Consider the following 25,081-nt stretch of genomic DNA (forward strand, 5'->3'; position numbering starts at 1 on the left):
GTGAAGCAGGAGATGAAGAAGATCCTCGCCGAGATCCAGTCCGGCGAATTCACCAAGGCGCTTATCGCCGACGACGAGGCGGGTGGCCCGGCCCTGGCGCAATACCGCAAGGAAGGCGCCGAGCACCCCATCGAGGTCACCGGCAAGAAGCTGCGCGACATGATGAGCTGGGTCGACCGCCCGATCACCGAAACAGCCTGACGCTTATGGCCGGCAGACGCCGGGTCGCAGTGCCGCAAGGCGCCGCGATCCGGCGTTTTGCGTAGCCATTCGACTACTTGAAACATAGGCGTTACGTCCCGCTTACCAAACCGGCCGTCGACATCGAATTGTGCACTGTTCGGGCGCTCTGGAGTGGACAGCAGCAGGTAGATTCGCCGCATGCGACTGGCTGATTCTTTCCGGAGCGAGCGCTTCGGCGCGGTCCGGATTCATGAGCTGCAGAGGGTGATCGAGCTCGACTCGGGCGCCCTGCATGAGGCCTTTTCGGCGGGCAGTCGAGTCGTGCCCCCGGAAGCCTTACGCGCGGTTGAATCGCAAATGGTAATCGTCGTGCCGTGTATGAATGAGTCACGAAGCGTCATCGAGGGCGTGCTCTCCGGAATTCCCCACGACTGTCTCATTGTCCTGGTCTCCAACAGCGACAAGCTGCCGGTGGACCGATACGAGATCGAGGCGCAGACCCTCGAGCAGTTCTGCCGGCTGGCCGGGCGCTCGGCGATCAGCGTGCATCAGAAAGACCCCGGACTGGCCGCCGCATTCAAGGCCGCCGGGATGGAGGAACTGATCGGCGAGGACGGTCTGGTCCGCGCCGGCAAGGGCGAGGCCATGCTGATCGGGATGGCCCTGGCCGCGATGTCGGGCCGGCGCTACCTCGGCTACGTCGACGCCGACAACTACGTGCCGGGCGCGGTCCACGAATACTGCAAGGCCTACGCCGCCGGGCTGTGGCTGGCCGACAGCCCGTACTCGATGGTCCGGATCTCCTGGCACTCCAAGCCGAAGCTGCGCGACGGGCGGCTGTTCTTCAGCCGCCGGGGCCGCAGCTCCGAGATCACCAACGAGTGGCTCAACCGCTTCCTCGCCGAGTATTCGGGCTTCGGCACCGAGGTCATCGCCACCGGCAACGCGGGCGAGCACGCGATGACCCTGGACCTGGGCCTGAAGCTGCGGCTGGCCGGCGGCTTCGCGGTCGAGCCGTACGAGTACATGGACCTGTTCGAGCAGTTCGGCGGCATCCTGGAGAGCGCCAGCCCGGACGTGATGGCCAGCTCGGTGCCGGTGCTGCAGATCGAGACCCGCAACCCGCACTTCCACGACAACAAGGGCGAGGAACACGTGCAGGGCATGCGGATGCAGGCCCTGAACGTCGTGTACCACTCGCCGGTCACGCTGCCCTCGGTGCGCCAGGCGATCATCGACTTCATGGTGGCGCAGGGTGCTCTCGAGGTCGGCCAGGAACCGCCACGCGAGCGGGTCTACCCGCCGGTGGGCAGCCTGGACCTGGAACTGCTCTACGACGGTCTGGACGCGGAGGCGCTGTCCTTCCGCCAGTTCGACGGCCGGGCGTCAGCCGGGTATCCGGCGGCGCCCCCAATCGAGCGGCACGCCATCCCTCGCCTCAGCGTCTGACGGTCTGGGTCGGCGATCTTGTCTCGCCCGGATGAGTTTCAGGAGCTCACCCCGGACGACACCGGCCGGGGGAGATCTCGTGCCAGTGTGGTGCGGAGTTGAGGCTTTTGCGAGGTCCTTCGGTGAGCCGCTGTCAGGTGCCTGAGCTGACGGTGCCATACCGGGGTATTTCGGGTGGGGATGCTCGGGCTGAGTCTCGGCCGCCCGGCGTTGGCCGATGACGATTGGGAGCCGCTACGGGTTCGCCGGCCAGCTACCGCGACACGGACACGCCGAGGTCAAGTGATCCGCAGTGGGGCCGAGCCATCTCCAACGTCTTCCGGCCCCGACAAGTTGGCCACTCCTGCCGGGACGGGGTCAGCCTCGGCGTGCCCGCTTCCCGATGGATCTCCAGCTGGCCGCCACTCTGCACTTCCTACTGGCGTGGTGGGTCCTGCGGAGGCGGCAGGTCGGCAGGCCGGATCTGCTCAGTGGGCGCCTGCTGGGCGGCAGCGAGCGGCACCGGCGCCGGCTGATCCTCGACCGGCGTCCACGATCCCTCGGGCTGTGCTGCCTGCGACTGCACCGCCTCGGCCGGGATGCCTTCGGCGGAGATCGGCTGGCTCCCGGCCGGTATCGCGGCATTCTCGGCCGGCACCAGGGCGCCCTCGGCTTGTGCCGCAGTGTTCTCGGCTTGTGCCGCAGTGTTGTCGGTCTGGGCTGGGAGCGCTGGGAACGGCTGGACAGGGGCGGCTGGGAAGGGCTGGGCCGGGGAGGTGGGGAAGGGCTGGGCTGGGGCCTGCTGGCCGGACCACGGCGGGACCGTGGCCTCGGGCCAGGCCTGCTGCGGCTGCTGGCCGGCCCATCCCTGCGCTTGCTGCGCCGGGTACTGGTACTGCGCCGGGTAGCCCGATTGAGGCAGATGGCCGGGCTGGGCGGTGTAGCCGGGTTGCGCGGGCTGCGCGGGCTGAGCGGGATGGCCGGGCTGGGCGGGTTGCGCGGGATGGCCGGGCTGGGTGGGCTGCGCGGGGTTGCCGGGCTGGGCGGGGTGGCCGGGCTGCGCGGTGTAGCCGGGCTGGGCGGGCTGGGCTGGATAGCCGGGCTGTGGCGGGTATTGCGGTTGTGGTGCGCCGGCCCACTGCTGTTGCGGTGTGGCGCCCCACTGCTGCTGTGGCTGCCCGTAGTGCCCCGGCCACTGCTGCGGGTGGGCCATCGGCGGGGTTTCCGTGGTGGTCAGCTCCTGCAGCCAGTCGCGCTCTGCCCGCGACCACACTCGGCGGGCCGCCAGGTAGGCCGGCCCGTGGCCGAGCAGCGGCACCAGCAGCACGCCGAGGCCGAGCACCAGCGCGACCATGCCCATCCGTAGCTCTTCGGTGTCGGGAGTGACCCCGGCCACGCCCGTAGCCAGCAGGATCAGGCCGGTGACGACGACCAGCAGGCCGACGACCATCGGCCCGATCGTGTTGCCGTCCCGCACGAACGACCAGGCGACCGCGACGACCAGCACGGCGCAGATGGCGGCGACCGCGGCGCCCAGCCCTCGGAGCGTGGCCTCGCCGATGCTGACCGAGAAGGCTTCGCCGGAGAACAGTGTCGCCATCGACAGGATGATCAGCGGCAGCGACAGCATGCCGAGCAGGGCGGTGGTGACGGCCACCCCGAATGGCACCCGCCGGGGTGGCTCGGGAATCTGGGAGCCGTGGTCCTCGTCGAGTTCCTCGGCGTCGGCAGGTGCTTCAGACATGCCGTGGAGGCTAGCGGCCCGGTGCGACAAAAGTCGGCTATCGATGCGGCGGGCGTGGTGCCGAAAACGTACCGGGAGGTTTCATACATGTGAGGCCGGTCACCTTGAGATGACATGCCGTAATGGTCGCGTCACGCCCTACGATCGCGGAAAGGCCGGCGGCCGGCCGCCTGCGAGACAACAACTGGAGACGTATGACTCCCGTGGTACTGATCGCCGAGGAACTGGCCCCCGCCGCCATCGACGTGCTGGCTTACGACTTCGACGTCCGCCATGTCGACGGCACGGACCGGCCGGCGCTGCTCGCCGCGCTGGCCGAGGCGGACGCCGTCATCGTGCGCAGCGCCACCCGGATCGACGCCGAGGCGGTCGGCGCCGCCCCGCACCTCAAGGTGATCGCCCGGGCCGGCGTCGGCCTCGACAACGTCGACATACCCGCCGCCACGGCGCGCGGCGTCATGGTGGTCAACGCGCCGACCTCCAACATCGTTTCGGCCGCCGAGCAGGCGATCGCGCTGCTGCTGGCCGTGGCCCGGCACACCGCCGACGCCAGCGCCGCGCTCAAGCGGGGCGAGTGGAAACGGGCGAAATACACCGGGGTCGAGGTGCAGGGCAAGATCGTCGGGGTGGTCGGGCTGGGGCGCATCGGCGTGCTGTTCGCGCAGCGGATGGCCGCGTTCGGGACCAGGCTGATCGCGTACGACCCGTACATCCAGCCGGCCCGGGCCGCGCACCTCGGTGTGCGGCTGGTCGGGCTGGACGAGTTGCTGCGGGAGAGCGACTTCATCTCGATCCACCTGCCGCGTACCCCGGAGACGGTCGGCCTGATCGGTGAGAAGGAGCTGGCCACGGTCAAGCCGGGGGTGCGCATCATCAACGCCGCCCGCGGCGGGCTCATCGACGAGCGGGCGCTGGCCGACGCGCTCGCCGAAGGCCGGGTCGCCGGGGCCGGCATCGACGTCTTCGTCACCGAGCCGACCACCGAGTCGCCGCTGTTCGCCTTCGACAACGTGGTGGTCACCCCGCACCTGGGCGCGTCCACCGCCGAGGCGCAGGACAAGGCCGGGCTGTCCGTGGCCCGCAGCGTCAAGCTGGCGCTGCAGGGCGAGTTCGTGCCCGACGCGGTGAACGTGCAAGCCGGCGGCGTGGTCGACGAGGACGTGCGGCCGCTGCTCGGGCTCGCCGAGCGGCTCGGCAAGGTCTTCACCGCGGTCGCGGGCGGCATCGCGGCCAGCGTGACCGTGGAGGTGCGCGGCGAGATCGTGTCGCACGACGTGGCGGTGCTCAAGCTGGCCGCCACCAAAGGCCTGTTCACCGCGGTGGTGGAGGAGCGGGTCACCTACGTCAACGCCCCGCAACTCGCGGCGGACCGCGGCGTCGAGGTCGAGCTGATCGTCGACCGCGAGGTCTCCGATCACCAAAACCTCGTGACGGTACGCGGAGCGCTGCCGGACGGGCGCACGGTCAGCGTGGCCGGCAGCGTCACGGGTACGGGCACCCGCGAGGCCCGCAAGCTCACCCAGGTCGACGAGTTCGACCTGGAGCTCGACGCGGGCGGCGTGCTGCTGTTCTTCCGCTACCCGGACCGGCCCGGCGTGGTCGGCGCGATCGGCACGATCCTCGGCGAGTCCGGGGTCAACATCGCGGCGATGCAGGTGGCCCGGCGTGAAGCCGGTGGCGAGGCGCTGATGGCGTTGACCGTCGACTCCTCGGTGGACGCGGAGCTGCTCTCGACGGTCGCGGCCGCGATCGGCTCGGCCCGGGGCAGCATCGCCGACCTGCGCGAGGACTGAGCCGCCTGCCCGAGTGCTGAGCCGCCTGCCCGAGTGCTGAGCCGCGCGTGCGAGGGCTGAGCCGATCTGCGTGGCCGGCCGATCTGCGTGGCCGGCCGATCTGCGTGGCCGGCCGGTCTGCGCGAGGGTCGGCCGATCTGCGTGACCAGCCGATCCGCGCGAGGGTCGGCCGATCCGCGCGAGGACTAACGAGTCTTGACCGGTGGGGGATACACGGTGCCGTCTTGCAGGTCGAGCAGGTCGAGATTGAGCTCACCGGCGAGTCGCTCGATCGTCTCGAGCACGGCGTCGGGGCAGTTCTCGTCCAGCCGCATCTGGATGTGGTCCGCCGCGGCGTGCAGCGGAGCGCTCGCCCAGGGTGAGCCGGAGAGCGTGGCCCGTGGCCCGCGGTCGGGATAGTTGCTGGTCAGGGCGTCATAGAAGGCGACGACGCGCGGATCGGCGGGGCGCTGTGGGTGCTCACCACGGGCGCACCGGGCGTTCGCGGCACGCACGTCATCCGGCATGTCCGTGTTGTCCATGGCCCACACCACGAGGTCAAAACTCACCGGCGCATGGTGCCATACCGCCGGGCGGTCGAGTCGGTTGTCGCCCCGACACGCGGGGGATGCGTCTTGCGCGACATTAGTCCGCATCGCTAGCGTTGGTCCTGCCGCACGGGCTATGCGGACGTGTCTTCGGGTGACACTTCCGCGGCTGCCCCGTGCGGTGATGCACCCCCGGCGGGCGCGAGCCACGCGTACCGGTCGTGACAGCCCCCGCGATCGTTGCCGCGATCGACGGGGGTTGTTCGCATCCCGGCCGTGGTGAAGCGTCCGGCCGTGGTGAAGCGCCCAGCCGTGAGGCAGCACGCATCTCAGGGCGATTTTCATCCATACTCTGGGACTGCTGTGTCAGAGATCGGGACGGCGGACTAGGGTCGAACGGTCGGACCGACTGAGGGAGTGGACGTGACGGTGGCGCGGATCGCGGTGGTGGCCGGCGACGGCATCGGAACCGAGGTGACCGCGCAGGCGCGCAAGGTGATCGAGGCCGTGCTCCCGCAGGTGGAGTTCGACGATTATGACCTCGGCGCCCGCTTCTACAACCGCACCCATGAGGTCCTGCCGCAGGCCATCCAGGACGAGTTGGCCGCCCACGACGCCATCCTGCTCGGTGCCATCGGCGACCCCAGCGTCCCGCCGGGCGTGCTCGAGCGTGGTCTGCTGCTCAAGCTGCGCTTCGACTTCGACCAGTATGTCAACCTGCGCCCGTCCCGGCTCTGGCCCGGCACGGTCAGCCCGCTCGTCGGCATCAAGCCCGGCGAGATCGACATGGTCGTCGTCCGCGAGGGCACCGAGGGTCTCTACGTCGGCGCCGGTGGCGTCCTGCACAAGGACACCCCCGCCGAGATCGCCACCGAGGAGAGCCTGAACACCCGGTTCGGCGTCGAGCGGGTCGTGCGCGACGCGTTCTCCCGGGCGCAGCGCCGCGAGCGACGGCATCTGACGCTCGTGCACAAGACCAACGTGCTCACCCACGCGGGCGGGCTCTGGGCGCGCGCCTTCGCCGCGGTCGCCGCCGAGTTCCCCGACGTCACCACGGAATATCAGCACATCGACGCCGCGAGCATGTTCATGGTGAGTAACCCGCAGCGGTTCGACGTGGTGGTGACCGACAACCTCTTCGGTGACATCCTCACCGACATCGCTGCCGCCGTCACCGGTGGCATCGGCATGGCCGCCAGCGGCTCCGTCAACCCGGAGCGCAAGTATCCGTCGACCTTCGAGCCGGTGCACGGCTCCGCGCCGGACATCGCCGGCCAGGGCATCGCCGACCCGGCGGCCGCCATCCTCTCCGCGTCGCTGCTGCTCGAACACCTCGGGCACCCCGACGAGGCCCGCCGAGTATCCGAGGCGGTCGCGGCCGAGGTCGCTTCCCGCACTCCGGGAGCGCCGCTGCGTACCGCCGAGGTCGGAGACCGGGTCGCCGCTACCGCGGCCGCCTGATCTCGCCCATCTTCGTCGTCCCACCGCCGAGCCGGCGCTCCGATAAGGCCGCCGAGCCGGCGCTCCAAGGCCGCTGACTCGGCGCCCCAAAGGCGGCCGAGCCGGTGCTCCAAGGCCGCTGAGCCGGCGCCCCAAAGGCGGCCGAGCCGGTGCTCCAAGGCCGCTGACTCGGCATCCCAAAGGCGGCCGCGCCAGCGCTCCAAGGCCGCTGAGTCAGCGCTCGTGGAAAGCCGCCGGGCCGGCGCCCCAAGAAGGCTGGTCAAGGGCGGTGGCGGCATGGCTGGATGGGAGCACGCCCGCGGTCGGCTTTGAACGACCGTTCGGGGTAAGTTCGTGGAGCACTGCGGGTGCTACCTCTTCATTCTTTGTGACAGAAAGCAGGTCAACTGCCATGAATGGTGGTGACAACCTCGATTTCGAGATCCGTCCGAACCCGGCGCCCGTAAGCGACGCGGACAGGGCGACGCTGCTGGCCAACCCGGGCTTCGGTCGGATCTTCACCGACCACATGGTCACCATCCGGTATGCCGAGGGCAAGGGCTGGTATGAGCCCCGGGTGGAAGCCCGCGCCCCCATCCCGATGGACCCGGCCTCGGCCGTGCTGCACTACGCGCAGGAGATCTTCGAGGGCCTGAAGGCGTACGCGACGCCGGACGGTGGCGTCACCATGTTCCGCCCGGACGCCAACGCCGCCCGCTTTGGCCAGTCCGCGCAGCGGATGGCCATGCCGGTGCTGCCGCCGGCCATGTTCCTCGAGTCGCTGCGCCACATGATCACGATCGACCAGGGCTGGATCCCGCAGAGCGACGAGGGCAGCCTGTACCTTCGGCCGTTCGCGTACGCCAGCGAGGTGTTCCTCGGGGTGCGCCCGGCGATGGAATATCTGTACCTGGTCATCGCCTCCCCGGTGGGGGCGTACTTCAGCGGCGGGGTCACGCCGGTGACAGTCTGGGTCACCCCGGATTACACCCGGGCCGCGCCCGGCGGTACGGGCGCGGCGAAGTGCGGTGGCAACTACGCCGCGGGCCTCTCCGCGCAGGCCGACGCGTTCGAGCACGGTTGCGAGCAGGTGGTCTACCTCGACGCGGTCGAGCGCAAGTACGTCGACGAACTCGGCGGGATGAACGTCTTCTTCGTGCTGGACGACGGCTCGTTGGCGACGCCGCCGCTGACCGGCACGATCCTGCCCGGCATCACCCGGGACTCGGTCATCAAGCTGGCCGAGCGCGCCGGCCGCCGGGTCGAGGAGCGGCCGATCAGCTTCGAGGAATGGCGCACCGGGGCGGCCTCGGGGCGGATCCGGGAGGCTTTCGCCTGTGGCACCGCCGCGGTGATCACTCCGATCGGCACGGTGCGCTCCCCGGAGGGTGAGTTCACCGTCGCGGACGGCGGGTCCGGTGCGGTCACCATGGGGCTTCGGCAGGAACTGGTCGACATCCAGCGCGGCCGGGCCGCGGATCCGTTCGGTTGGGTGCATCGAGTTCTGTGAGTTCGTGGGTCTGGGGGCGGCCATGCCGTCCCCAGACCACAGGCCTGTCTTCAGCCCGCCAGGAGTGCGCCCAGGACCTCGTCGGCGGCGGGCATGGTGTCGATCTCGGCCTGGATCGTGCGGGCCGTGCGGGTGAGGGCCGAGTCCTCGAGGAGCTTGGTCGCCGCGTGCGCCACGGCCGCCGGGTTGAGCTCCGCCGGGGGCAGGGCCAGCGCCACGCCGGCCCGTACCGCGGTCGCGCTGTTGGCGAACTGGTCCGCGCCCTGCGGCAGGATCAGGTGGGGCAGGCCGTGGCAGAGGGCGGCGACGATCGTGCCGGCGCCGCCCTGGGTGACCAGGCCCGCGCAGCGGGGCAGTAGCAGGGCGTGCGGCGCGAAGTCGGCGATGCGGACGTTCGCCGGCTGGGCGCCGAAGCGCTGCGGGTCGCTGCCGGGACCCGCGGTGACCAGCACGTTGAGCGGCAGGCCGCGGAGGCCGGCGAGGGCCGTTCGGAAGACGTCGGTCGCGCCGAAGAACAGTGTGCCCAGGGTCAGGTGCACGCTGCGCTGGTAGGGCAGGTCGTCCAGGTCCCACGGCAGGTGTTCGCCGGGAAGCACCTCGCCGGAGGTCGGGCGCAGCGGGCGGCGGTTGCGGAACGCCCGTACCGCGTCCGCCTGCAGCGCCGGTGGGCAGTTGTCCAGGTAAGGGGTGTCCAGGATGGTGGCTGGGAGGTCCGGCACCTCCCATTCGCCGCTGAGGTCGCCGAGGCGGGCGCCGAACCAGTCCCAGGCCTCGGCCGGGAGCGGGCCGAGGCCGTGCACCACGTGTCGGGCGCCGGTGCGGGCGGCGACCACCGCGCCGGCCAGTTCGGTGATCGGGTGCACCACCAGGTCGGGCTTCCACTGCTCCGCGCGGGGCACCAGCTTCGCGGCCCGGGCGAAGGCCGCCGCGCCGAAGATCCCGCCGACGACGGTGGTCATCCGGTGCTCCGGTGGCACCGCGGTCAGGTCTGGCACCCGGGCGCGGAAGGCGGCGTCGGCCTCCGCCCGGCTCGGGCCGATGTCCCAGGTCGGCAGGCCGCGCCGGCTCGCCTCGGCGACGCCCTCCGCGCCGGAGGCGACGACCACGTCGTGGCCCGCGCGCTGCGCCGCCCGGATCAGCGGGAGCAGCGGTAGCAGGTGCCCGTGGGCCGGCCAGGTGCTGACGAGGACTCGCATGGCCCGCAAGTAGACACCCGCGGCGGCGGCGTGTCTGTCAGCCGGACGTCAGCAGGTGCTCGCGCAGGGCGGCGAGTTGCTCGGCGCCGATCCCGATCTCGCGGACGTAGGCCTCCACCGAGCCGTGGCGCTCGCGCAGGTCCGCCAGGAACAGCAGCATCGCGTCCTGCGGGCAGTCGAACATGTGGTATTTGTCGTGCACCATCTCGGGTTTGGTCTGCAACAGGTACGCCGTCAGCGACGCCATCGCGACCTCGGTCAGCGCGTAGTCCTGGGCGATGTCCGCATCGGACACCCCGAGCAGCGACAGCGTCAGCGCGCACACCACGCCCGTACGGTCCTTGCCGGCCATGCAATGCACGACCGCCGGGGCCGCCGCCGGGTCTGCGATCACGCTCAGCGCCGCGGCCAGCCCGGCCTGCCCGTCCTCGGCGAAGTTCAGGTAGCGGTCGGCCAGCCAGCGCTCGTGCGGGATGTCCGCGGAATGCTCGACCGACTCCCAGTCGACGTGCTCCACCACCAGGTTGCGGTAGTCCAGCCCGGCGGACTCCGGCACCCGGCCGTGCTCCTCGACCTCGAACGGCCGGCGCAGGTCGATGACGGTCCGGACGCCGAGCGCCTCGAAGGACTCGAGGTCGGCGCCCTTGAGCCGGTGCAGGGAGTCGGCGCGGAACAGTCGCCGCCAGCTCACCGTGCGCCCGTCGAGGCCGGCATATCCGCCGACGTCGCGGAAGTTGTAGCTGGTCGAGAAGGTCAGGCTGCGGGGGTGATTGTCGACTGCCACCCGTTCAACTTAACCGCCGCCACCGACGCCGGGCCGTGTCGAATTCCTCACCCGTTCGGGGTCGGCTGTCTCAGCTTGTGGATTCTGGGTTCCGGCGGCGACGCTGCGTGGCATGCTTCGTGGCGTGACCCACTCCGTGCTGATTATTCGCACCTAGCGCGCCGGCTGACCCTCCGCCGACGTGCAGACCTCCCGCATCCGCGGGGGGTCTTTTTGTTGGGTCGTCAGTCTCGGAAAGGAAGCCTCCATGACTTATCAGGTGTTCGACACGACGTTGCGCGACGGTGCCCAGCGCGAGGGCATCAGCTACTCGGTCGTCGACAAACTCGCGGTCGCGCGGTTGCTCGACGAGTTCGGGGTCGGCTTCATCGAGGGCGGTTGGCCGGGCGCCATGCCCAAGGACACCGAGTTCTTCGCCCGGGCGCGCACCGAGCTGAAGCTGAAGAACGCGGTGCTGGTCGCGTTCGGCGCGACCCGCAAGGCGAACGTCGACGTGGCCCTGGACCCGCAGGTGCGGGCGCTGCTCGACGCCGAGACGCCGGTCGTCTGCGTGGTCGCCAAGTCGGACATCCGGCACGTCGAGCGGGCGCTGCGCACCACCGGCGAGGAGAACCTGGCGATGGTCCGCGACACCGTCGCCCACCTGGTCGCCAACGGCCGCCGTGCGTTCGTCGACTGCGAGCACTTCTTCGACGGGTTCCGCTACGACCCCGACTACACCGCCTCCGTGGTCAAGGCCGCGTTCGATGCCGGGGCCGAGCGCGTCGTCATGTGCGACACCAACGGCGGCATGCTGCCCTCGATGATCACCGCCGCGATCAACGACGTCGTCGCGCGCACCGGGGTGACCGCGGACCGGCTCGGCATCCACTGCCAGAACGACACGTCCTGCGCGGTCGCCAACACCATCGCCGCCGTCGAGGCGGGCGTCGAACACTTCCAGTGCACGGCCAACGGCTACGGCGAGCGGCCCGGCAACGCCGACCTGTTCGCCGTGGTCAGCAACCTGCAACTCAAGCTGGGGCTGCGAGTCCTACCGGACGGCTGCCTCACGAAGGCGACGCGGGTGTCCACCGCGCTCGCCGAGATCGCCAATATCGCCCCCGACACCCACCAGGCCTACGTCGGGGCCGCGGCATTCGCTCACAAGGCGGGGCTGCACGCGAGTGCGATCAAGGTGGATCCGCTGCTCTACAACCACGTCGACCCGTCGGTGGTAGGCAACGACATGCGGATCCTGGTGACCGAGATGGCCGGCCGGGCCAGCATCGAGCTCAAGAGCCGCGAGCTCGGGCTGGAACTGGCCGGCCACCCCGACACCCTCACGGCGGTGACCCGCAAGGTCAAAGACCTGGAGGCGGGTGGCTGGTCCTTCGAGGCCGCCGACGCGTCCTTCGAGCTTCTGGTACGCGGCGAGCTGCCGGGCGCGGACTTCGTCCGGCCGTTCGCGCTGGAGTCATACCGGGTGCAGGTCGAGCATCGCGAGGACGGCGCGGTGGTCTCCGAGGCCACGGTCAAGCTCCGGGTACGCGGCGAGCGGATCATCGCCACGGCCGAGGGCAACGGCCCGGTCAACGCCCTGGACGAGGCCCTGCGGGTGGCGCTGTCCAAGCACTACCCGGAGCTGAAGTCCTTCGAGCTGGCCGACTTCAAGGTCCGCATCCTGGAGGGCTCGCACGGCTCGAACGCGATCACCCGGGTGCTGGTGGAGACCAGCAACGGCGCCCGCGAATGGACCACCGTCGGCGTGCACGAGAACGTCGTCGAGGCGAGCTGGAAGGCGCTCACCGACGCGCTGACCTTCGGCCTGGCCCACAGCGGCAGCACCGCGACCACCGCCGCCTGAGCCCCGTCAGCCGCGCCTGGTCATCACCCGCAGCGTGATGACCAGGCCCGCCGCGCACCACGCCGCCAGCACCGCGAACGGCAGCACCGCGATGCCCTCCGAGGGAGTGGTGAGCGTGTCGCGAACAGCCCGGGCCATGTGCTCGAACGGCAGCACCACGTGGATCGCCTGCAGCCACCCCGGGAGCCGCTCCGCCGGAAAGTTGATCGGCGAGAACATCAGCGCGACGAAGACGATCAGCTGGCTGACCATGCTCGTCACCGCCGGCGGGGCCGCGTACGCGACCGCCGTCCTCGGCGCGGACATCACCACCAGCCAGCTCACCCACAGGGTGAGGTCGAAGCGCAGCACCGCGACCAACAGTCCCAGCAGCAGCCCCGGCGCGCCGACGAGCAGCCAGGTGGTGATGTCCGCGCCGAGGACGGCGGTCCGCGGCACCGGCAGCGTCTGGTTGTAGGCGAACGTGCCCTCGGTCTTCGCCTGGGCCACCATCTGCGGCGCCAGCACCATGCCGATCGTGATGAGCCCGAGCGTGGGCGCGCCGGTGGACAGGTAGAGCGCGGTCGCCGGGTCGATCGACGGCAGCAGGAACGCGAAGCCGATCACGATGCCGACCGACAGGAAGCTCTGAATGACCAGTACGAGCGGCAGCAGGTAGCGCAGCCGGATCGCCGACCAGCGCAGCAGGAGCAGGTAGCTACGCAGCCAATGCCGCATCGCGGTCGACCTCCGAAGCTTCGGTCAGCCCGATGTAGACGTCCTCAAGGGTCAGCTTCCGGCCCGCGGTGAGGGCGGCCGGGGTGCCGGCGGCGGCGACCCGGCCGTTGTGCAGCACCACGACCCGGTCGATCGCCCGCTCCGCCTCGGCGATGTTGTGGGTGACCAGCACGACCCCGCGCCCCTCGGTGGCCAGCCCGCGCACCTGCTCCCAGAGCAGCCGGCGGCGCACCGGGTCGACGTCGTTGGTGGGCTCGTCGAGCATCACCAGGCTGCCCGGCTCGACGATCGCCATGCAGAGCGCTGTGAGCCGATCAGCTCGCCGCACTACTGCTGGCCCTGGACATCGGGGTGGGGCTCCAGCACTGGCTCGACCCGGAGTCGGTGCGGGCGGACACCTATACGGCGGGCCTCAAGGCGATCCTGGGCGCGGGTCCCGGGGGGTGACTGCGGTGCGGCTCCCCGACCCGGCCCGGCCGCCGATCGAGCGTTCGGGCTCGATCAGGTCGGCCGATCGAGGCTTGGCGTTCCGGGATCAGGCGGCGGGGATCTTGAGGTCCGCGATGATCGCGCGGTGGTCGCTGTCCGGGATGTTGTGCACGCTGACCGCGCCGATGCCCAGGCGGAGGTCGGCCAGCACGTGGTCGATCGTCACCGGCGGCAGCGGGTCGCCGTCGTACGGGCCCCACGTGCCGATCAGGCCGTTTCCCGCGTTGTCGGCGGCGTCCCGGTAGCCGCCCTTGATCAGATCCCGCAGCGGCTGGTGGTCCAGCGTCGCGTTGAAGTCGCCGAGCAGGATCCGGGGCGCGCCCTTCGGGTCCGCCCGGGGCTCGGCGTCCAGGTCGTCCCGCCAGCCGTCGAGCATCGCCAGCGAGGCCGGCGCCAGCGGATGCGCCGACTCCACCGTGACGGCGACGGCGCCGGGCGGCTGGACCGTTCCGTACGCCTGGTTGAAGCCGCCGTCGTTGCGCCGTACCCCCGGGTTGGTGATCGGGTAGCGCGAGTAGAGCCCCGAGCCGCTCGCCCCGAACTCGGCGCCCAGCGACGAGTACGGCAGCAGCTCGCCCAGCCCGGCCGCCGCCAGGTTCCGCTGGCCGTTCACGCTGAACTCCTGCAGGGCGAGCACGGCCACGTCGTTCTCCCGGACCAGCTTGACGATCGTCGCCGCGTCCGCGTTGCCGAAGAGCATGTTCGACGTCATCACGTGCAGCGCCACGCCGCCCTGTGGGCCGCGGTCACCGTCGGCGAAGGCGCGGGGCAGCACCGCCACGGCGAGGAGCGCGAAGGTGATCGTCGCGACCGCCGCCGCCAGCCAGCGCCGGGTCGCCAGCGCCGCGATCGCCGGCACCACCGCCCACGCCGCGACGTACGGCGTGAACGCGAGAAGTTGCACCAGCCCGCCGCGTTCCCACCCGCCGAGCCGGACCACCGCCCATGCCGCGCCCGGCAGCACCAGCAGCCACAGCAGCACGTGCCAGGCGACCCGCCGGACCCGGACCGGCTTCGCCACGGGCGCCGAGCTGGTGATCGTCATGGGCGCGACGGTATCCGGCGGTAGCTACCCGCACCGAGCGATCCCGGTGCACGTCACATCATCGATAGGGGTTGAAGTTCTGGCCGGCCATCAGGAACCAGGACGTCGCGCCGACGTGCTGGCGGGGGAAGTAGCCGAACGCGAAGCCGGTGTCGAACGCGCTGGTGGCGGCCACGATGCCGGCGTGGGCGGGCAGCGGGGTGCCGGTCCAGGTGCCGCCCTCGCCGGGGTTGGACAGCTTGCCGTGGTCGGCGTCGGCGGTCAGGCCGACGGTCTGCCCGGCGCCGAGGCTGCGCTGGGCGATCGTGGTCTGCCGCAGCAGCCGCTTGGCCAGCGCGGTGTCGCCGCGGCCGTCGCGCTTGAGCAGGGCCAGCGCGGTGTGCCCGTTGCCCTCCAGCCAGACCGCGTTCCGGTTGTTCTCCACGGTGCTGCCGGAGACGGGACCGGTACGGATCTTGGCCTGGCTGCTGTACGTCACGCCGGAGACGGCGCCGTCGGTGTTCGCCAGGTTCTCGGTGACCCAGTCCACGGCGTCGTCGTACCGCCGGTCGTGCAGGCTCAGCAGCGCCCAGGTCTGCACGTCCTCGGGGATGTTCCCGGTGTTGATCAGGTTCGGGTCCTCGCCCGGCACACCGCCGAGGGTGCCGGTCCAGAGGAACCGCTCGGTGTGGTTCCACATCCCCCGCACGAAGTTCTCGGCCACCTCGGCGCGGGCGGTCCAGCGCCGGTTCCTGGTCAGCTTGGCCAGCAGCGTGAAGAGCCCGTACGCGTCGATGTTGTGCTCGGTCGAGGCCCAGGGCTGCGGCGTCTCGCCGTCGCCCTGCAGGCCGCCGTGGTAGCCGCCGTAGTGGTGCGGCGACTGCTTGCCCGCGATCCAGGTGCCGAGCGCCACGGCGCCGTCGAGGTATTTGGTGATCCGGGTGTCGATGTAGAGCTGGGCCAGCGCGAGCGCCACCCAGGCCATGTCGCCGGTTGACGAGCCGCCGAAGCCGAACGGCCACAGGAACGCCGCCTTGCCGTCCTCGCGCTTGAGGCCGGGGAAGGACGGGCCGCCGCCGTAGAAGAGCATCGGGCCCGCCGCGTACGCCTGGCGCACCCGGCCGTCGGTGTATTTCTCGTCGTTGGCCTGGATCCAGAGCAGGGCGTCGCCGATCAGCCGGGCCCGGCGCACGTTGGCCACCGTCGGGTTGGCCAGGTAGGCCAGCGCCGCGAGCGCGTTGTCGTAGACGAACGCGGTCGTCATCAGCTCGCTCTCGTTGTTGTAGCTCTGCAGCAGCCGGGGTTCGCCACCCTTGACGTAGGCGTCCTGCACCACGTCGAGATAGTGGTACGCGCGGCTCACCGGCTCGGCCAGCGTCCGGTCCACCAGGTGCCGCGGCGCGCAGGTGGCGGCGGCGGCCGAGTCGGTGGCCAGCAGCGGGGCGGCGACGGTGGCGGCGGCCGCGGCGGCCGGCAGCGTGAGCAGGCGCCGGCGGGAGAACGCACCCGGGGTGGGGATGAGGTTGGTGGGCATTTCGCGGAACTCCCAACGGTGTGAGAGCGCTCTCACAGCGAGCGCTGGGCGCCATTGAAACCCCGCCGGACACCCCAAGGCAATACGCGGGCCGCCATCAATGTCGATGGCGGCCCGCCAAAAAGCCCGCAAACGGTCAGATCTCGGCGTCGATGATCTCGCCCAGCCCGCTCGCTGCCAGTTCGTCGCGGATCACGGCGCCGTCACCCTCGACGACCACCGTCAGCCCGTCCGGGTGCAGGTGCCTCGCCGCCGCCGCGGAGACCTCCGCCACCGTCGCGTCGAGCAGGCTGCGCCGCAGGGTCGCGTAGTAGTCGTCGGGCAGCCCGTGCACCACCAGCGTGGCCAGCGCGCCGGCGATCGATCCCGAGGTCTGCATGTCGACCGTGAGCTGCCCGGCCCGCCAGGTGCGCGCGACCTCCAACTCCTCCTCGGCGACCCCGTCCAGCCGGGTCCGGGTCACCTCGCCGATCGTGTCGGTCAGCGCCGGCGTGGTCACCGCGGTCTGCACCGAGGAGCTGATGCCGAACCGGCCGAACCGGCGGGTCATCGCGAAGTCGGCGCGGATGCCGTAGGTGTAGCCCTTCACCTCGCGGATCAGGTGGTTGAGCCGGGACGTGAACGCCCCGCCCAGCACCGTCGCCACCAGCGTCATCGCCACGTAGTCGGGGTTCGCGCGCTCCGGGGCGCGGTGACCGAGCCGCAGCGTCGACTGCACCGAACCGGGCCGGTCCACCAGCAGCACCCGGCGGCCGGCGGCGATCGGCACACCCAGCGGACCGGCCGGCGCCGGCGACGTGCCGGCGGCGCCCGCGAACGCGGCCGCGCCCAACTCGGCGAGATCAAGCTGCGCCAGGTCGCCCGCGACCAGCAGCACGCCGGGGTGCTTGAGCCAGGACTCGTGGAACGCGGCCACGTCCTCGGCGGTGACCGCCGCCATCGACGTGGGGTCGCCGTGCAGCGGCCGGCCGTACCGCTCGCCCGCGCCGAAGAGATCCATCCGCAGCGCCGCGTCCGCCCGCGGACCGGGCTGCGCCCAGTCCATCCGCAGCGCGGTCACCTCGTCGTCGCGCACCCGCGCGACGTCGGCCGGGTCCAGCCGCGGGGTGCGCGCGGCCTCGGCCAGTAGGGCCACCGCCCGGGGCAGCAGGGCCACCGGTACGGAGACACCGACCCGGAACGCGTCCCAGTCGACCGAGGTGGACAGCTCGGCCCCCAGACCCTCCAGGGCCAGCGCGAACGCCGCCGAGTCCCGGGTCGTGGTGCCCTCCTCCAGGCACTTGGCGAGCACGCTGGCCGTGCCCTCCCGCCCCTCGGTCTCCCGGGCGCCGCCCGCGTCGAGCAGCAGGGCGGCGGTGGCGAGGTGCTGGCCCGGCAGGTGCGCGGCGACGACCTCGCCGCCGCCGACCGAGACGCGCTGGATGTCCGGGAACGTGTACGGCCGGGAGGCGCCCGGGCCGGGCCGGGTGGCGACGAGGCTCATGCGGCGGTCCCCTCTTCGGGCAGGTAGGTCAGGGTGACCCGGGACTCCGGGTTGAGCGTGCGGGCGGCGTCGAGGATGTCGCCGGAGGTCACGGACTGCCACTGGGGCAGCCGGTAGGCCGCGCTCGACGCGTCGCCGAACTGGGTCGCATACCGGCTCAGGGTGTCGGCGCGACCGCCGACTGTGGACATCTGCCGCCACCACGAGGTGGTCAGCAGCGCCTTGGCCCGGTCCAGCTCGTCGGCGGTCACCGGCTCGGTCGCCATGCTGTCCAGCACCTCGGCGACCCCGGTCGTCAGCCGATCCACGTCGACGCCGTCCTTGGCCGTGGCCGTGACGATCAGCGGGGCTGGCGCGTGCGCCAGGTCGACGCCGTACGCGCCGATGTAGTCCGGCTGCGCGATCCGGGCGCCGTCGGCCAGCCGCTGGTAGAGCCGGCTGCCCCGGCCGCTGCCCAGCACCGTCGAGAGCACGGTGATCGCGTCGTACCCGGCGGTGCCGAACGGGTGGGTGCGGTGCGACAGGTAGACCCGCGGGGCCGGGACCTTGCCGGTCACCGTCTCCTGGACCGGCTCGGTGGCCGCGCCGGTGATGTGCCCGCGCGGGGCCGGCGGGATGTCGGAGACCGACTCCAGCGCCCCGAAATACTTCTCGGCCAGCGCGAAGACCTCGGCCGGGGCGACGTCGCCGGCGACGGTCAGCACCGCGTTGTTCGGCGCGTAATACTGCTGGTGGAAGGCCTTGAAGGTGTCGAGGCTGGCGGCGTTCAGATCCTCCATCGACCCGATCGTCGCGTGATGGTACGGGTGCCCCGGCGGATACAGCAGCGGCAGCAGGCGCAGCCACGCGTCGCCGTACGGGACGTTGTCGTAGCGCTGCCGCCGCTCGTTCTTGACGACCTCGCGCTGGTTGTCGAGGGTCTCCTGGGTCAGCGCCGGCACCAGGCCGCCCATCCGGTCCGCCTCCAGCCAGAGTCCCAGTTCGAGGTGCTCGGCCGGCAGCGTCTCGAAGTAGTTCGTCCGGTCCGGGTTCGTGGTCGCGTTCAGCGAGCCGCCGGAGCCCTGGATCAGGCGCATGTGCTCGGTCTTGGCGACGTGCACGGAGCCCTCGAACATCAGGTGCTCGAAGAGGTGCGCGAAGCCGGTCTGACCGGCCGGTTCGTGTCTCGAACCGACGTCGTACCAGAGGTTTACGCACACCACCGGCGCGGTGTGATCCTCGCTGACGACCACGCGCAGCCCGTTGTCCAGGCGCGCGGTTTCGATGGGCCACGGATAGCCGGTCTCGGCGACCGGTACGGGCTGAGCAGACACGCAACCTCCCTGTCACGGCCCCGCCCACCGGCGGCGCCGTCACCAGTATCTCCGCTGAGGAGGTCGCGCCGCTCCTTCGCTCCGCTTTCGGCCCCACTTGGTGTCATCGATACCAAGGGCGGGCGTCAGGCGAAACCCCCAGGTCCGGCGCCCGCCCGCCGCACTGTCAGCCGAGAAGGGGACCCATGACAGACATCGCACCCGACACCGACGCGCGCCTGCTGGAGCAGACGCTGTTCGAGGTCAAGAAGGTGATCGTGGGGCAGGACCGGCTCATCGAGCGGCTGCTGACCGCGCTGCTGGCCGGCGGGCACTGCCTGCTCGAGGGGGTGCCGGGCGTGGCCAAGACGCTCGCCGCGGAGACGCTCGCCGTGGCGGTCGGCGGCAGTTTCCACCGCATCCAGTTCACGCCGGACCTGGTGCCCTCCGACATCCTCGGCACCCGCATCTACCGGGCGTCGAAGGAGAGCTTCGACGTGGAGCTGGGGCCGGTGATGGCCAACCTGGTGCTGGCCGACGAGATCAACCGGGCGCCCGCCAAGGTGCAGTCGGCGCTGCTGGAGGTGATGGCCGAGGGGCAGGTCTCCATCGGCGGCCGGACCCACCCGGTGCCGCAGCCGTTCATCGTGCTGGCCACCCAGAACCCGATCGAGAGCGAGGGCGTCTACCAGCTGCCCGAGGCGCAGCGCGACCGGTTCCTGATGCGGGTCGTCGTCGGCTACCCCAGCGACCAGGACGAGCTCGGCATCCTCTACCGGATGGGCGGCGTGCGGCCGACCGCCCGGCCGGTGCTGGACACCGGCAAGCTGCTGGCGCTGCAGGCCCGGGCCCGCGAGGTGTTCGTGCACCACGCGCTCGCCGAGTACGTGGTCCGGCTGGTGCTCGCCACCCGCGAGCCGGCCCGCTTCGGCCTGCCGGAGATCGCCGGGCAGCTCGCGTACGGTGCCAGCCCGCGGGCCACGCTGGGACTGGTGGCCGCCGGGCGGGCGCTGGCCCTGCTGCGCGGCCGGGACTACGTGCTGCCGGGCGACCTGCTCGACATCGCGCCCGACGTCCTCGCGCACCGGCTGGTGCTCTCCTTCGACGCGGTCGCCGACGGCATCGAGCCGGAATCGATCATCCGCCGCATCGTCGAGTCCGTGCCGCTGCCGGTGATCGCACCCGCCCAGGAACAGCACGGCCCAGGGCTGGGGGTCGCGGCATGAGCGACTGCACCGGACGTAGGGAACGTAGGCAGGGCCGGGAAGGCATGCCCGGAGGTGCGGGGTGAACGAAGGGGCTTCCATCAATGCACTGACTCCGGAGCGGCGGCTGCGGCGGTTGGAGCTCATGGTCACCCGCCGGCTCGACGGGATGTTGCACGGCTCGTACCTCGGGTTGTTGCCGGGCATCGGCAGCGAGCCGGCCGGCAGCCGGGAGTATCGGCCCGGCGAGGACGAGGTCCGCCGGATGGACTGGTCGGTGACCGCGCGGACGACGGTCGCGCACGTGCGCCAGGTCGAGGCCGACCGCGAGCTGTCCACCTGGGTGCTGGTCGACGCCACCGCGAGCATGGACTTCGGCACGGCCGAGTTCGAGAAGCGCGAGCTGGCCGTCGCCTCGGTCGCGGCGGTCGGCTTCCTCACCACCGGCGCCGGCAACCGGCTGGGCGCGCACCTGCTCGGGCCCGACGGGGTACGGCGGTTCCCCGCCCGTGGCGGCCGGAACCATCTGCTCGGCATGTTGCGCACGCTGCTCGCCGTGCCCCGGTCCGCGCCGGCCACGGAGCACGTACCGCTGGCCGACGCGATCGACGGGCTGCACCGGGCCGTGCCCCGGCGGGGCCTGGCCGTGGTCGTCTCGGACTTCCTCGACGGTCTCGACTCCGACGGTCTCGGCCCTGGCGCGCCCGACTGGGAGCAGCCGCTGCGCCGGCTCGCTGCCCGGCACCAGGTGCTCGCCGTGCAGGTGCGCGACCCGCGCGAGCAGGAACTGCCGGACGTCGGCCTGCTGACCCTGGTGGACCCGGAGACCGGCCGCCGGCGCGAGGTGCCGACCGCCAGCCGCAAGCTGCGCGAACGGTACGCCGCCGCGGCCCGCACCCAGCAGGCGTCCATCGACACGGCGCTGAAGCGCGCCGGCGCCGCCCAGCTGAGCCTGCGAACGGACCGCGACTGGGTCGCCGACATCGTCCGGCACGTGTACGCCCAGCGCCGCCTCGGCCGAGCTTCTCGAACAGGAGTGAGAACGTGACCTGGCTTTCCCCGGAACGGCTGTGGCTGCTGGCGGCCGTCGCGGCGCTCGTCGTCGCGTACGTGGTGCTGCAACGCCGCCGCAGCAAGTACGCCGTCCGATTCACCAATCTCAAGCTGCTGGACCGGGTCGCACCGGCCCGGCCGCAGTGGCGCCGGCACGTGCCGGCCGGGCTGTTCCTGGCGATGCTGGCGCTGCTCGTGGTCGGCTTCGCCCGGCCGCAGTCCGAGGTGCAGGTGCCCCGGGAACGGGCCACCGTCCTGGTCGCCGTGGACGTGTCCCGGTCGATGCTCGCCACCGACGTGGACCCGGACCGGCTCACCGCCGCCAAGGCCGCGGCGCATCAGTTCGTGGCCGACCTGCCCGAGCAGTTCAACGTCGGCCTCGTCGGCTTCGCCGGCACCGCCTCGGTGTTCGTGCCGCCGGTGACCGACCGGGCCGCCGTCGACGCCGGCATCGACCGGCTCGCCGAGGGCACGGCGGGCCGCGCCGGCACCGCGATCGGCGACGCCATCGCCACCTCGCTGGAGGCGATCCGCACGCTGGACGCCGAGGCCGGCGAGGACGTGCCGCCCGCCCGGGTGGTCGTGCTCTCCGACGGCGCCAACACCGCCGGGCAGGACCCGGCCGAGGCGGCGACGCTCGCCACCGAGCTGGGCGTGCCCGTCGACGCCATCTCGTTCGGCACCGAGAACGGGACCATCGGCGGCAGCGCGCTCGGCGGGGGCGGCGGCGGACAGCGGGTGCCCGTCGACGGGCAGACGCTGCAGGCGGTCGCGGACGCCACCGGCGGCAACTACTTCGAGGCCGGCAGCGCCGAGGAGCTGCGGTCCGCGTACGCCGACATCGGCAGCTCGGTCGGCTTCGAGACCGAGACGCAGGACGTCTCCGCCCGCTTCATCGGCTTCGGCCTGCTGTTCGCGGTGCTCGCCGCGCTGGCCTCGATGTTCTGGTTCGCCCGGCTCCCGTAAGGGGATTCTCATGACATTGACCACTGGACTCGGCGGGTCGCCCCGGGGACCCGAGTTCGTCTCGCCCGGCATCTTCGTCTCGCCCGGCAATGAGGAGCGCGCTGCGGGCGTGCCTGCCGGTGCGCCCGCCCGGCGTTGGCCGTTGGTCGCGGCCGCCGGGCTGGCCCTGGTCGCGGTCTCCGCCGGTACGGGCGGAGCGGCCGGCTACCTGGCCGGCTCGCCCACGGCGGCCACTCCGACGACCGGCGCCACTTCCGTGCCACCGCCCGTGGCGGGGGTGCCGTCCGACCTGGTCGGTGCCGCCGCCCGGGCGCTGCCCGGCGTGGTCTCCGTGCAGGTGCGCACCGGTTCGGGCGGTGCGTCCGGCTCCGGCTTCGTCTTCGACGACCGCGGCCACATCGTCACCAACAACCACGTGGTCGCGGCACAGGGATCGGTCACCGTGGTCGGCTCGGATGGGCGCCGGCTCACCGCCGAGGTCGTCGGCACCGACCCGAACAGCGATATCGCCGTGCTGCGGGTCACCCCGTCGGCCGCGCTGCGCCCGCTGGCGGTCGCCGATCTCAGCGCCACTCGGGTCGGGGAGCCGGTGCTCGCGGTCGGCTCGCCGCTCGGACTCTCGGGCACCGTCACCGCCGGCATCATCAGCGCGCTGGACCGGCAGGTGCGGCTGGGCGGGACCGTGCGGCAGACGGCGGTGCAGACGGACGCGTCCATCAACCCCGGCAATTCGGGCGGGCCGCTGGTGAACGCGCGCGGCGAGGTGGTCGGCGTGAACACCGCGATCGCCACCCTGGAGGGCGGCGGTTCGATCGGGATCGGCTTCGCCGTGCCGATCGACCGGGCCCGGCAGGTGGCCACGACCCTCATCGGTCGTGGATAGTCGACAGATGCGGCTGCTGGTGGTGGAGGACGAGGAAGACCTGGCCGAGGGCCTGCGGGTCGGGCTCGCCCGGACGGGGTATGCGGTGGACGTCGCGCTCGACGCCGCCGAGGCGTACGACCGGCTGACCGTGAACGAGTACGACCTGATGCTGCTCGACGTGAACCTGCCCGACGGCGACGGGTTCACCCTGTGCCGCTCGCTGCGCAACGGCGACGTGGAAACCCCGGGCGACGGCGACCTGCGGGTGCTCATGCTCACCGCGCGCGGTGGCCTCGACGACCGGGTGCGCGGGCTGGACGAGGGCGCGGACGACTATCTGGTGAAGCCGTTCGCCCTGGCGGAACTGCTGGCCCGGATCCGCGCGCTGTTGCGCCGGGACACCGCCGGCACCTCCTCGGTGCTGACCGTCGGCGAGGTGGTGCTCGATGTCGCCCGGCACGTCGCGACGCTGCGCGGCGAGCGGCTGACGCTGACGCCCAAGGAGTTCGGCGTCCTGGAATACCTGATGATCCGGCCGGGTCACGTGGTCTCCAGCGAGGAGTTGCTGGAGCACGTCTGGGACGCCAACGCCGATCCGTTCACCCAGACCGTCCGGGTGACGGTCGGCACGTTGCGCCGCAAGCTCGGCGAGGGCTCGATCGAGACGGTGGTCGGCCGGGGCTACCGGCTGCGGGACGGGGCGGAGTGAAGCGCCCGGAGCTGTTCCGGTCGATCCGGTTCCGGCTCACGGTGATCTACTCCTCGCTGCTCTTCGCCCTGGCCGGGGCCGCGCTGGCGATCACCTACTTCGCGGTGGCGGCCACCACGGACCCGCAGCCGGTCACCGAGCTGATGGTGAAGGTCAAGCAGGACGGGAGATACGTGGGGTCGATCCCCGTCGCCGAGATCAGCGAGATCGAGGCGGCGGTGAACTTCAACACCCTGGAGACTCTGCGCAACTGGTCGCTGATCGCGCTCGGCGGGCTGCTGATCGCCAGCCTCGCCATCGGCTGGGTGCTCTCCGGGCAGGTGCTGCGGCCGGTGGGCGCGATCACCCGGACGGCCCGGGAGATCCAGGCGACCGACCTGTCCCGGCGCATCCACCTGGACGGCCCGCGCGACGAGCTGCGCGACCTGGCCGAGACCATCGACTCCATGTTGGACAGACTCGATCAGGCGTTCCAGGCCCAACGCCAGCTGATCGACGACGCGTCGCACGAGCTGCGCAGCCCGCTGGCCATCATCCGCACCAACCTCGACGCCTCGCTGACCGCGCCGGAGGCCTCGCCCGAGGAACGCGAACGCGCGGTGGCCGTCGTCGACCGGGCCACCAACCGGATGTCCCGGCTGGTCGAGGACCTGCTGGCCACCGCCCGCCGGGACGCGCACGGCCTCTCCGACGCCGACGTGGAGCTCGCCTCGATCGCCCGGGAGGCGGGCGAGGAGTGGTTCATCACCGACCGAAACCTGCGGCTGCGATACGAGCTGACCGAGGACCTCCATCTGATCGGCGACGCCGACGGGTTACGCCGGGCCGTCGGCAACCTGCTGTCCAATGCCGTACGGCTGGCGCCCGGCTCCTCGACGGTGACCGTCGCGACCGGCCGGACCGGCTCATGGTTGTGGATCGCCGTGGCAGACCAGGGTCCGGGCATCTCCGCGGCGGACCTGCCTCGGGTGTTCGACCGCTTCTGGCGCGGCGCCGCGTCGGCGGGCCCGGAACGGTCGCGGGAACGGCGCACCGGACTGGGGCTGGCGATCGTCCGGCAGATCGTAGAATCGCACGACGGACACGTGACGGCGTTCTCCGAACTGGGCAAGGGCAGCACCTTCGTGCTGTGGCTGCCGGCCGCCGGCCGCGCCGACGCGGAGCCACCGCCGACGGTTAGCCCCTGGCCGTGACCTTGCTGCGCAATTTCTCCGCGGAGCGGCCGCCCGCGTCGGTTCCCGGCCGTGCTGCGCAATTTCTCCGCGGAGCGGCCGCCCGCGTCGGTCCCCGGCC

The 25,081-nt window shown here is 71.7% G+C and carries 20 protein-coding genes and 2 pseudogenes; 12 read left to right on the forward strand and 10 right to left on the reverse strand.

Going from position 1 to position 25,081, the window contains the following annotated elements:
* Together DMB66_RS28010 and mpgS are read left to right on the forward strand one after the other, a co-directional pair.
* Window positions 1-201, forward strand: a pseudogene (locus DMB66_RS28010) (ketol-acid reductoisomerase); the annotation flags it as partial.
* A 180-nt stretch (window positions 202-381) separates the two neighbouring features.
* Window positions 382-1,632 carry a mannosyl-3-phosphoglycerate synthase gene (mpgS, locus tag DMB66_RS28015; RefSeq protein ID WP_125807111.1) on the forward strand — a complete coding sequence of 417 codons (1,251 nt, stop codon included), beginning with the start codon at window positions 382-384 and terminating at the stop codon, window positions 1,630-1,632.
* Between the two features lie 415 nt (window positions 1,633-2,047).
* Here the strand turns inward: mpgS and DMB66_RS28020 are convergent, their stop codons facing one another.
* On the reverse strand, window positions 2,048-3,355 hold the full coding sequence (locus DMB66_RS28020) for a hypothetical protein (protein WP_125807112.1): 1,308 nt from the start codon (window positions 3,353-3,355) through the stop codon (window positions 2,048-2,050).
* A 194-nt stretch (window positions 3,356-3,549) separates the two neighbouring features.
* On the opposite strand from DMB66_RS28020, the gene serA reads away from it, so the two are divergent.
* Window positions 3,550-5,148, forward strand: coding sequence for a phosphoglycerate dehydrogenase (gene serA, locus DMB66_RS28025; protein WP_125807113.1), 1,599 nt, complete (start codon window positions 3,550-3,552; stop codon window positions 5,146-5,148).
* Window positions 5,149-5,333: 185 nt separating this feature from the next.
* Here serA and DMB66_RS28030 read toward each other — a convergent pair whose 3' ends face one another.
* Window positions 5,334-5,669 (reverse strand): hypothetical protein, encoded by a 336-nt coding sequence (locus tag DMB66_RS28030; protein WP_370319340.1) that lies wholly within the window; start codon window positions 5,667-5,669, stop codon window positions 5,334-5,336.
* Window positions 5,670-6,098: 429 nt separating this feature from the next.
* On the opposite strand from DMB66_RS28030, the gene DMB66_RS28035 reads away from it, so the two are divergent.
* Window positions 6,099-7,136: a 3-isopropylmalate dehydrogenase gene (locus tag DMB66_RS28035; protein WP_125807115.1), complete on the forward strand. Its 1,038-nt coding sequence runs from the start codon at window positions 6,099-6,101 to the stop codon at window positions 7,134-7,136.
* A gap of 391 nt (window positions 7,137-7,527) precedes the next feature.
* Window positions 7,528-8,625, forward strand: coding sequence for a branched-chain amino acid aminotransferase (locus tag DMB66_RS28040; RefSeq protein WP_125807116.1), 1,098 nt, complete (start codon window positions 7,528-7,530; stop codon window positions 8,623-8,625).
* A gap of 50 nt (window positions 8,626-8,675) precedes the next feature.
* Here the strand turns inward: DMB66_RS28040 and DMB66_RS28045 are convergent, their stop codons facing one another.
* Window positions 8,676-9,821: a glycosyltransferase gene (locus DMB66_RS28045; RefSeq protein ID WP_125807117.1), complete on the reverse strand. Its 1,146-nt coding sequence runs from the start codon at window positions 9,819-9,821 to the stop codon at window positions 8,676-8,678.
* 37 nt (window positions 9,822-9,858) lie between these two features.
* Window positions 9,859-10,605: a tyrosine-protein phosphatase gene (locus tag DMB66_RS28050; protein WP_125807118.1), complete on the reverse strand. Its 747-nt coding sequence runs from the start codon at window positions 10,603-10,605 to the stop codon at window positions 9,859-9,861.
* Between the two features lie 247 nt (window positions 10,606-10,852).
* On the opposite strand from DMB66_RS28050, the gene cimA reads away from it, so the two are divergent.
* Complete coding sequence (gene cimA / locus DMB66_RS28055) at window positions 10,853-12,451, forward strand: citramalate synthase (RefSeq protein ID WP_125807119.1); 1,599 nt, start codon at window positions 10,853-10,855, stop codon at window positions 12,449-12,451.
* Window positions 12,452-12,457: 6 nt separating this feature from the next.
* On the opposite strand, the gene DMB66_RS28060 is transcribed toward cimA, so the two are convergent.
* The 6 genes and pseudogenes from DMB66_RS28060 to DMB66_RS28085 form a co-directional block, all read right to left on the reverse strand.
* Window positions 12,458-13,168, reverse strand: coding sequence for an ABC transporter permease (locus DMB66_RS28060; RefSeq protein WP_125807120.1), 711 nt, complete (start codon window positions 13,166-13,168; stop codon window positions 12,458-12,460).
* Between the two features lie 43 nt (window positions 13,169-13,211).
* Window positions 13,212-13,511 (reverse strand): annotated as a pseudogene (locus tag DMB66_RS28065) (AAA family ATPase); the annotation flags it as partial.
* Between the two features lie 192 nt (window positions 13,512-13,703).
* Window positions 13,704-14,702, reverse strand: a complete 999-nt coding sequence (locus DMB66_RS28070; RefSeq protein WP_125807121.1) for an endonuclease/exonuclease/phosphatase family protein — start codon at window positions 14,700-14,702, stop codon at window positions 13,704-13,706.
* A 58-nt stretch (window positions 14,703-14,760) separates the two neighbouring features.
* Window positions 14,761-16,215 (reverse strand): hypothetical protein, encoded by a 1,455-nt coding sequence (locus DMB66_RS28075; protein ID WP_125807122.1) that lies wholly within the window; start codon window positions 16,213-16,215, stop codon window positions 14,761-14,763.
* A 136-nt stretch (window positions 16,216-16,351) separates the two neighbouring features.
* Window positions 16,352-17,698, reverse strand: a complete 1,347-nt coding sequence (locus tag DMB66_RS28080; RefSeq protein WP_125807123.1) for a pitrilysin family protein — start codon at window positions 17,696-17,698, stop codon at window positions 16,352-16,354.
* Window positions 17,695-19,011, reverse strand: coding sequence for a pitrilysin family protein (locus DMB66_RS28085; protein ID WP_125807124.1), 1,317 nt, complete (start codon window positions 19,009-19,011; stop codon window positions 17,695-17,697). The genes DMB66_RS28080 and DMB66_RS28085 overlap by 4 nt, the downstream gene beginning before the upstream one ends.
* Window positions 19,012-19,196: 185 nt before the next feature.
* On the opposite strand from DMB66_RS28085, the gene DMB66_RS28090 reads away from it, so the two are divergent.
* The 6 genes from DMB66_RS28090 (at window position 19,197) to DMB66_RS28115 (ending at window position 24,981) form a co-directional block, all read left to right on the forward strand.
* The gene (locus tag DMB66_RS28090; RefSeq protein ID WP_125807125.1) at window positions 19,197-20,216 is read left to right on the forward strand and encodes a MoxR family ATPase; all 1,020 of its coding nucleotides are present in this window, start codon (window positions 19,197-19,199) and stop codon (window positions 20,214-20,216) included.
* A gap of 61 nt (window positions 20,217-20,277) precedes the next feature.
* A complete protein-coding gene (locus tag DMB66_RS28095; protein WP_233624881.1) occupies window positions 20,278-21,243 on the forward strand; it encodes a DUF58 domain-containing protein in 966 nt (321 codons plus the stop codon).
* Entirely contained in the window at window positions 21,240-22,214 is a 975-nt protein-coding gene (locus DMB66_RS28100; RefSeq protein WP_125807126.1) for a VWA domain-containing protein, read from the forward strand. Before DMB66_RS28095 ends, DMB66_RS28100 begins: the two co-directional genes overlap by 4 nt.
* A gap of 10 nt (window positions 22,215-22,224) precedes the next feature.
* On the forward strand, window positions 22,225-23,097 hold the full coding sequence (locus DMB66_RS28105; RefSeq protein WP_125807127.1) for a S1C family serine protease: 873 nt from the start codon (window positions 22,225-22,227) through the stop codon (window positions 23,095-23,097).
* A 7-nt stretch (window positions 23,098-23,104) separates the two neighbouring features.
* Window positions 23,105-23,788, forward strand: a complete 684-nt coding sequence (locus tag DMB66_RS28110; protein ID WP_125807128.1) for a response regulator transcription factor — start codon at window positions 23,105-23,107, stop codon at window positions 23,786-23,788.
* On the forward strand, window positions 23,785-24,981 hold the full coding sequence (locus DMB66_RS28115; protein ID WP_125807129.1) for a cell wall metabolism sensor histidine kinase WalK: 1,197 nt from the start codon (window positions 23,785-23,787) through the stop codon (window positions 24,979-24,981). Before DMB66_RS28110 ends, DMB66_RS28115 begins: the two co-directional genes overlap by 4 nt.
* The last annotated feature ends 100 nt before the right edge of the window (window positions 24,982-25,081 follow it).

Source organism: Actinoplanes sp. ATCC 53533 (genome assembly GCF_003947245.1).

Bases quoted from the DNA above. Each gene is read 5' to 3' on its own strand.
- mpgS (WP_125807111.1), top strand. From the start codon at position 382: ATGCGACTGGCTGATTCTTTCCGGAGCGAGCGCTTCGGCGCGGTCCGG.
- DMB66_RS28020 (WP_125807112.1), bottom strand. From the start codon at position 3,355: ATGTCTGAAGCACCTGCCGACGCCGAGGAACTCGACGAGGACCACGGC.
- serA (WP_125807113.1), top strand. From the start codon at position 3,550: ATGACTCCCGTGGTACTGATCGCCGAGGAACTGGCCCCCGCCGCCATC.
- DMB66_RS28030 (WP_370319340.1), bottom strand. From the start codon at position 5,669: ATGGACAACACGGACATGCCGGATGACGTGCGTGCCGCGAACGCCCGG.
- DMB66_RS28040 (WP_125807116.1), top strand. From the start codon at position 7,528: ATGAATGGTGGTGACAACCTCGATTTCGAGATCCGTCCGAACCCGGCG.
- DMB66_RS28045 (WP_125807117.1), bottom strand. From the start codon at position 9,821: ATGCGAGTCCTCGTCAGCACCTGGCCGGCCCACGGGCACCTGCTACCG.
- cimA (WP_125807119.1), top strand. From the start codon at position 10,853: ATGACTTATCAGGTGTTCGACACGACGTTGCGCGACGGTGCCCAGCGC.
- DMB66_RS28060 (WP_125807120.1), bottom strand. From the start codon at position 13,168: ATGCGGCATTGGCTGCGTAGCTACCTGCTCCTGCTGCGCTGGTCGGCG.
- DMB66_RS28070 (WP_125807121.1), bottom strand. From the start codon at position 14,702: ATGACGATCACCAGCTCGGCGCCCGTGGCGAAGCCGGTCCGGGTCCGG.
- DMB66_RS28075 (WP_125807122.1), bottom strand. From the start codon at position 16,215: ATGCCCACCAACCTCATCCCCACCCCGGGTGCGTTCTCCCGCCGGCGC.
- DMB66_RS28080 (WP_125807123.1), bottom strand. From the start codon at position 17,698: ATGAGCCTCGTCGCCACCCGGCCCGGCCCGGGCGCCTCCCGGCCGTAC.
- DMB66_RS28090 (WP_125807125.1), top strand. From the start codon at position 19,197: ATGACAGACATCGCACCCGACACCGACGCGCGCCTGCTGGAGCAGACG.
- DMB66_RS28105 (WP_125807127.1), top strand. From the start codon at position 22,225: ATGACATTGACCACTGGACTCGGCGGGTCGCCCCGGGGACCCGAGTTC.
- DMB66_RS28110 (WP_125807128.1), top strand. From the start codon at position 23,105: ATGCGGCTGCTGGTGGTGGAGGACGAGGAAGACCTGGCCGAGGGCCTG.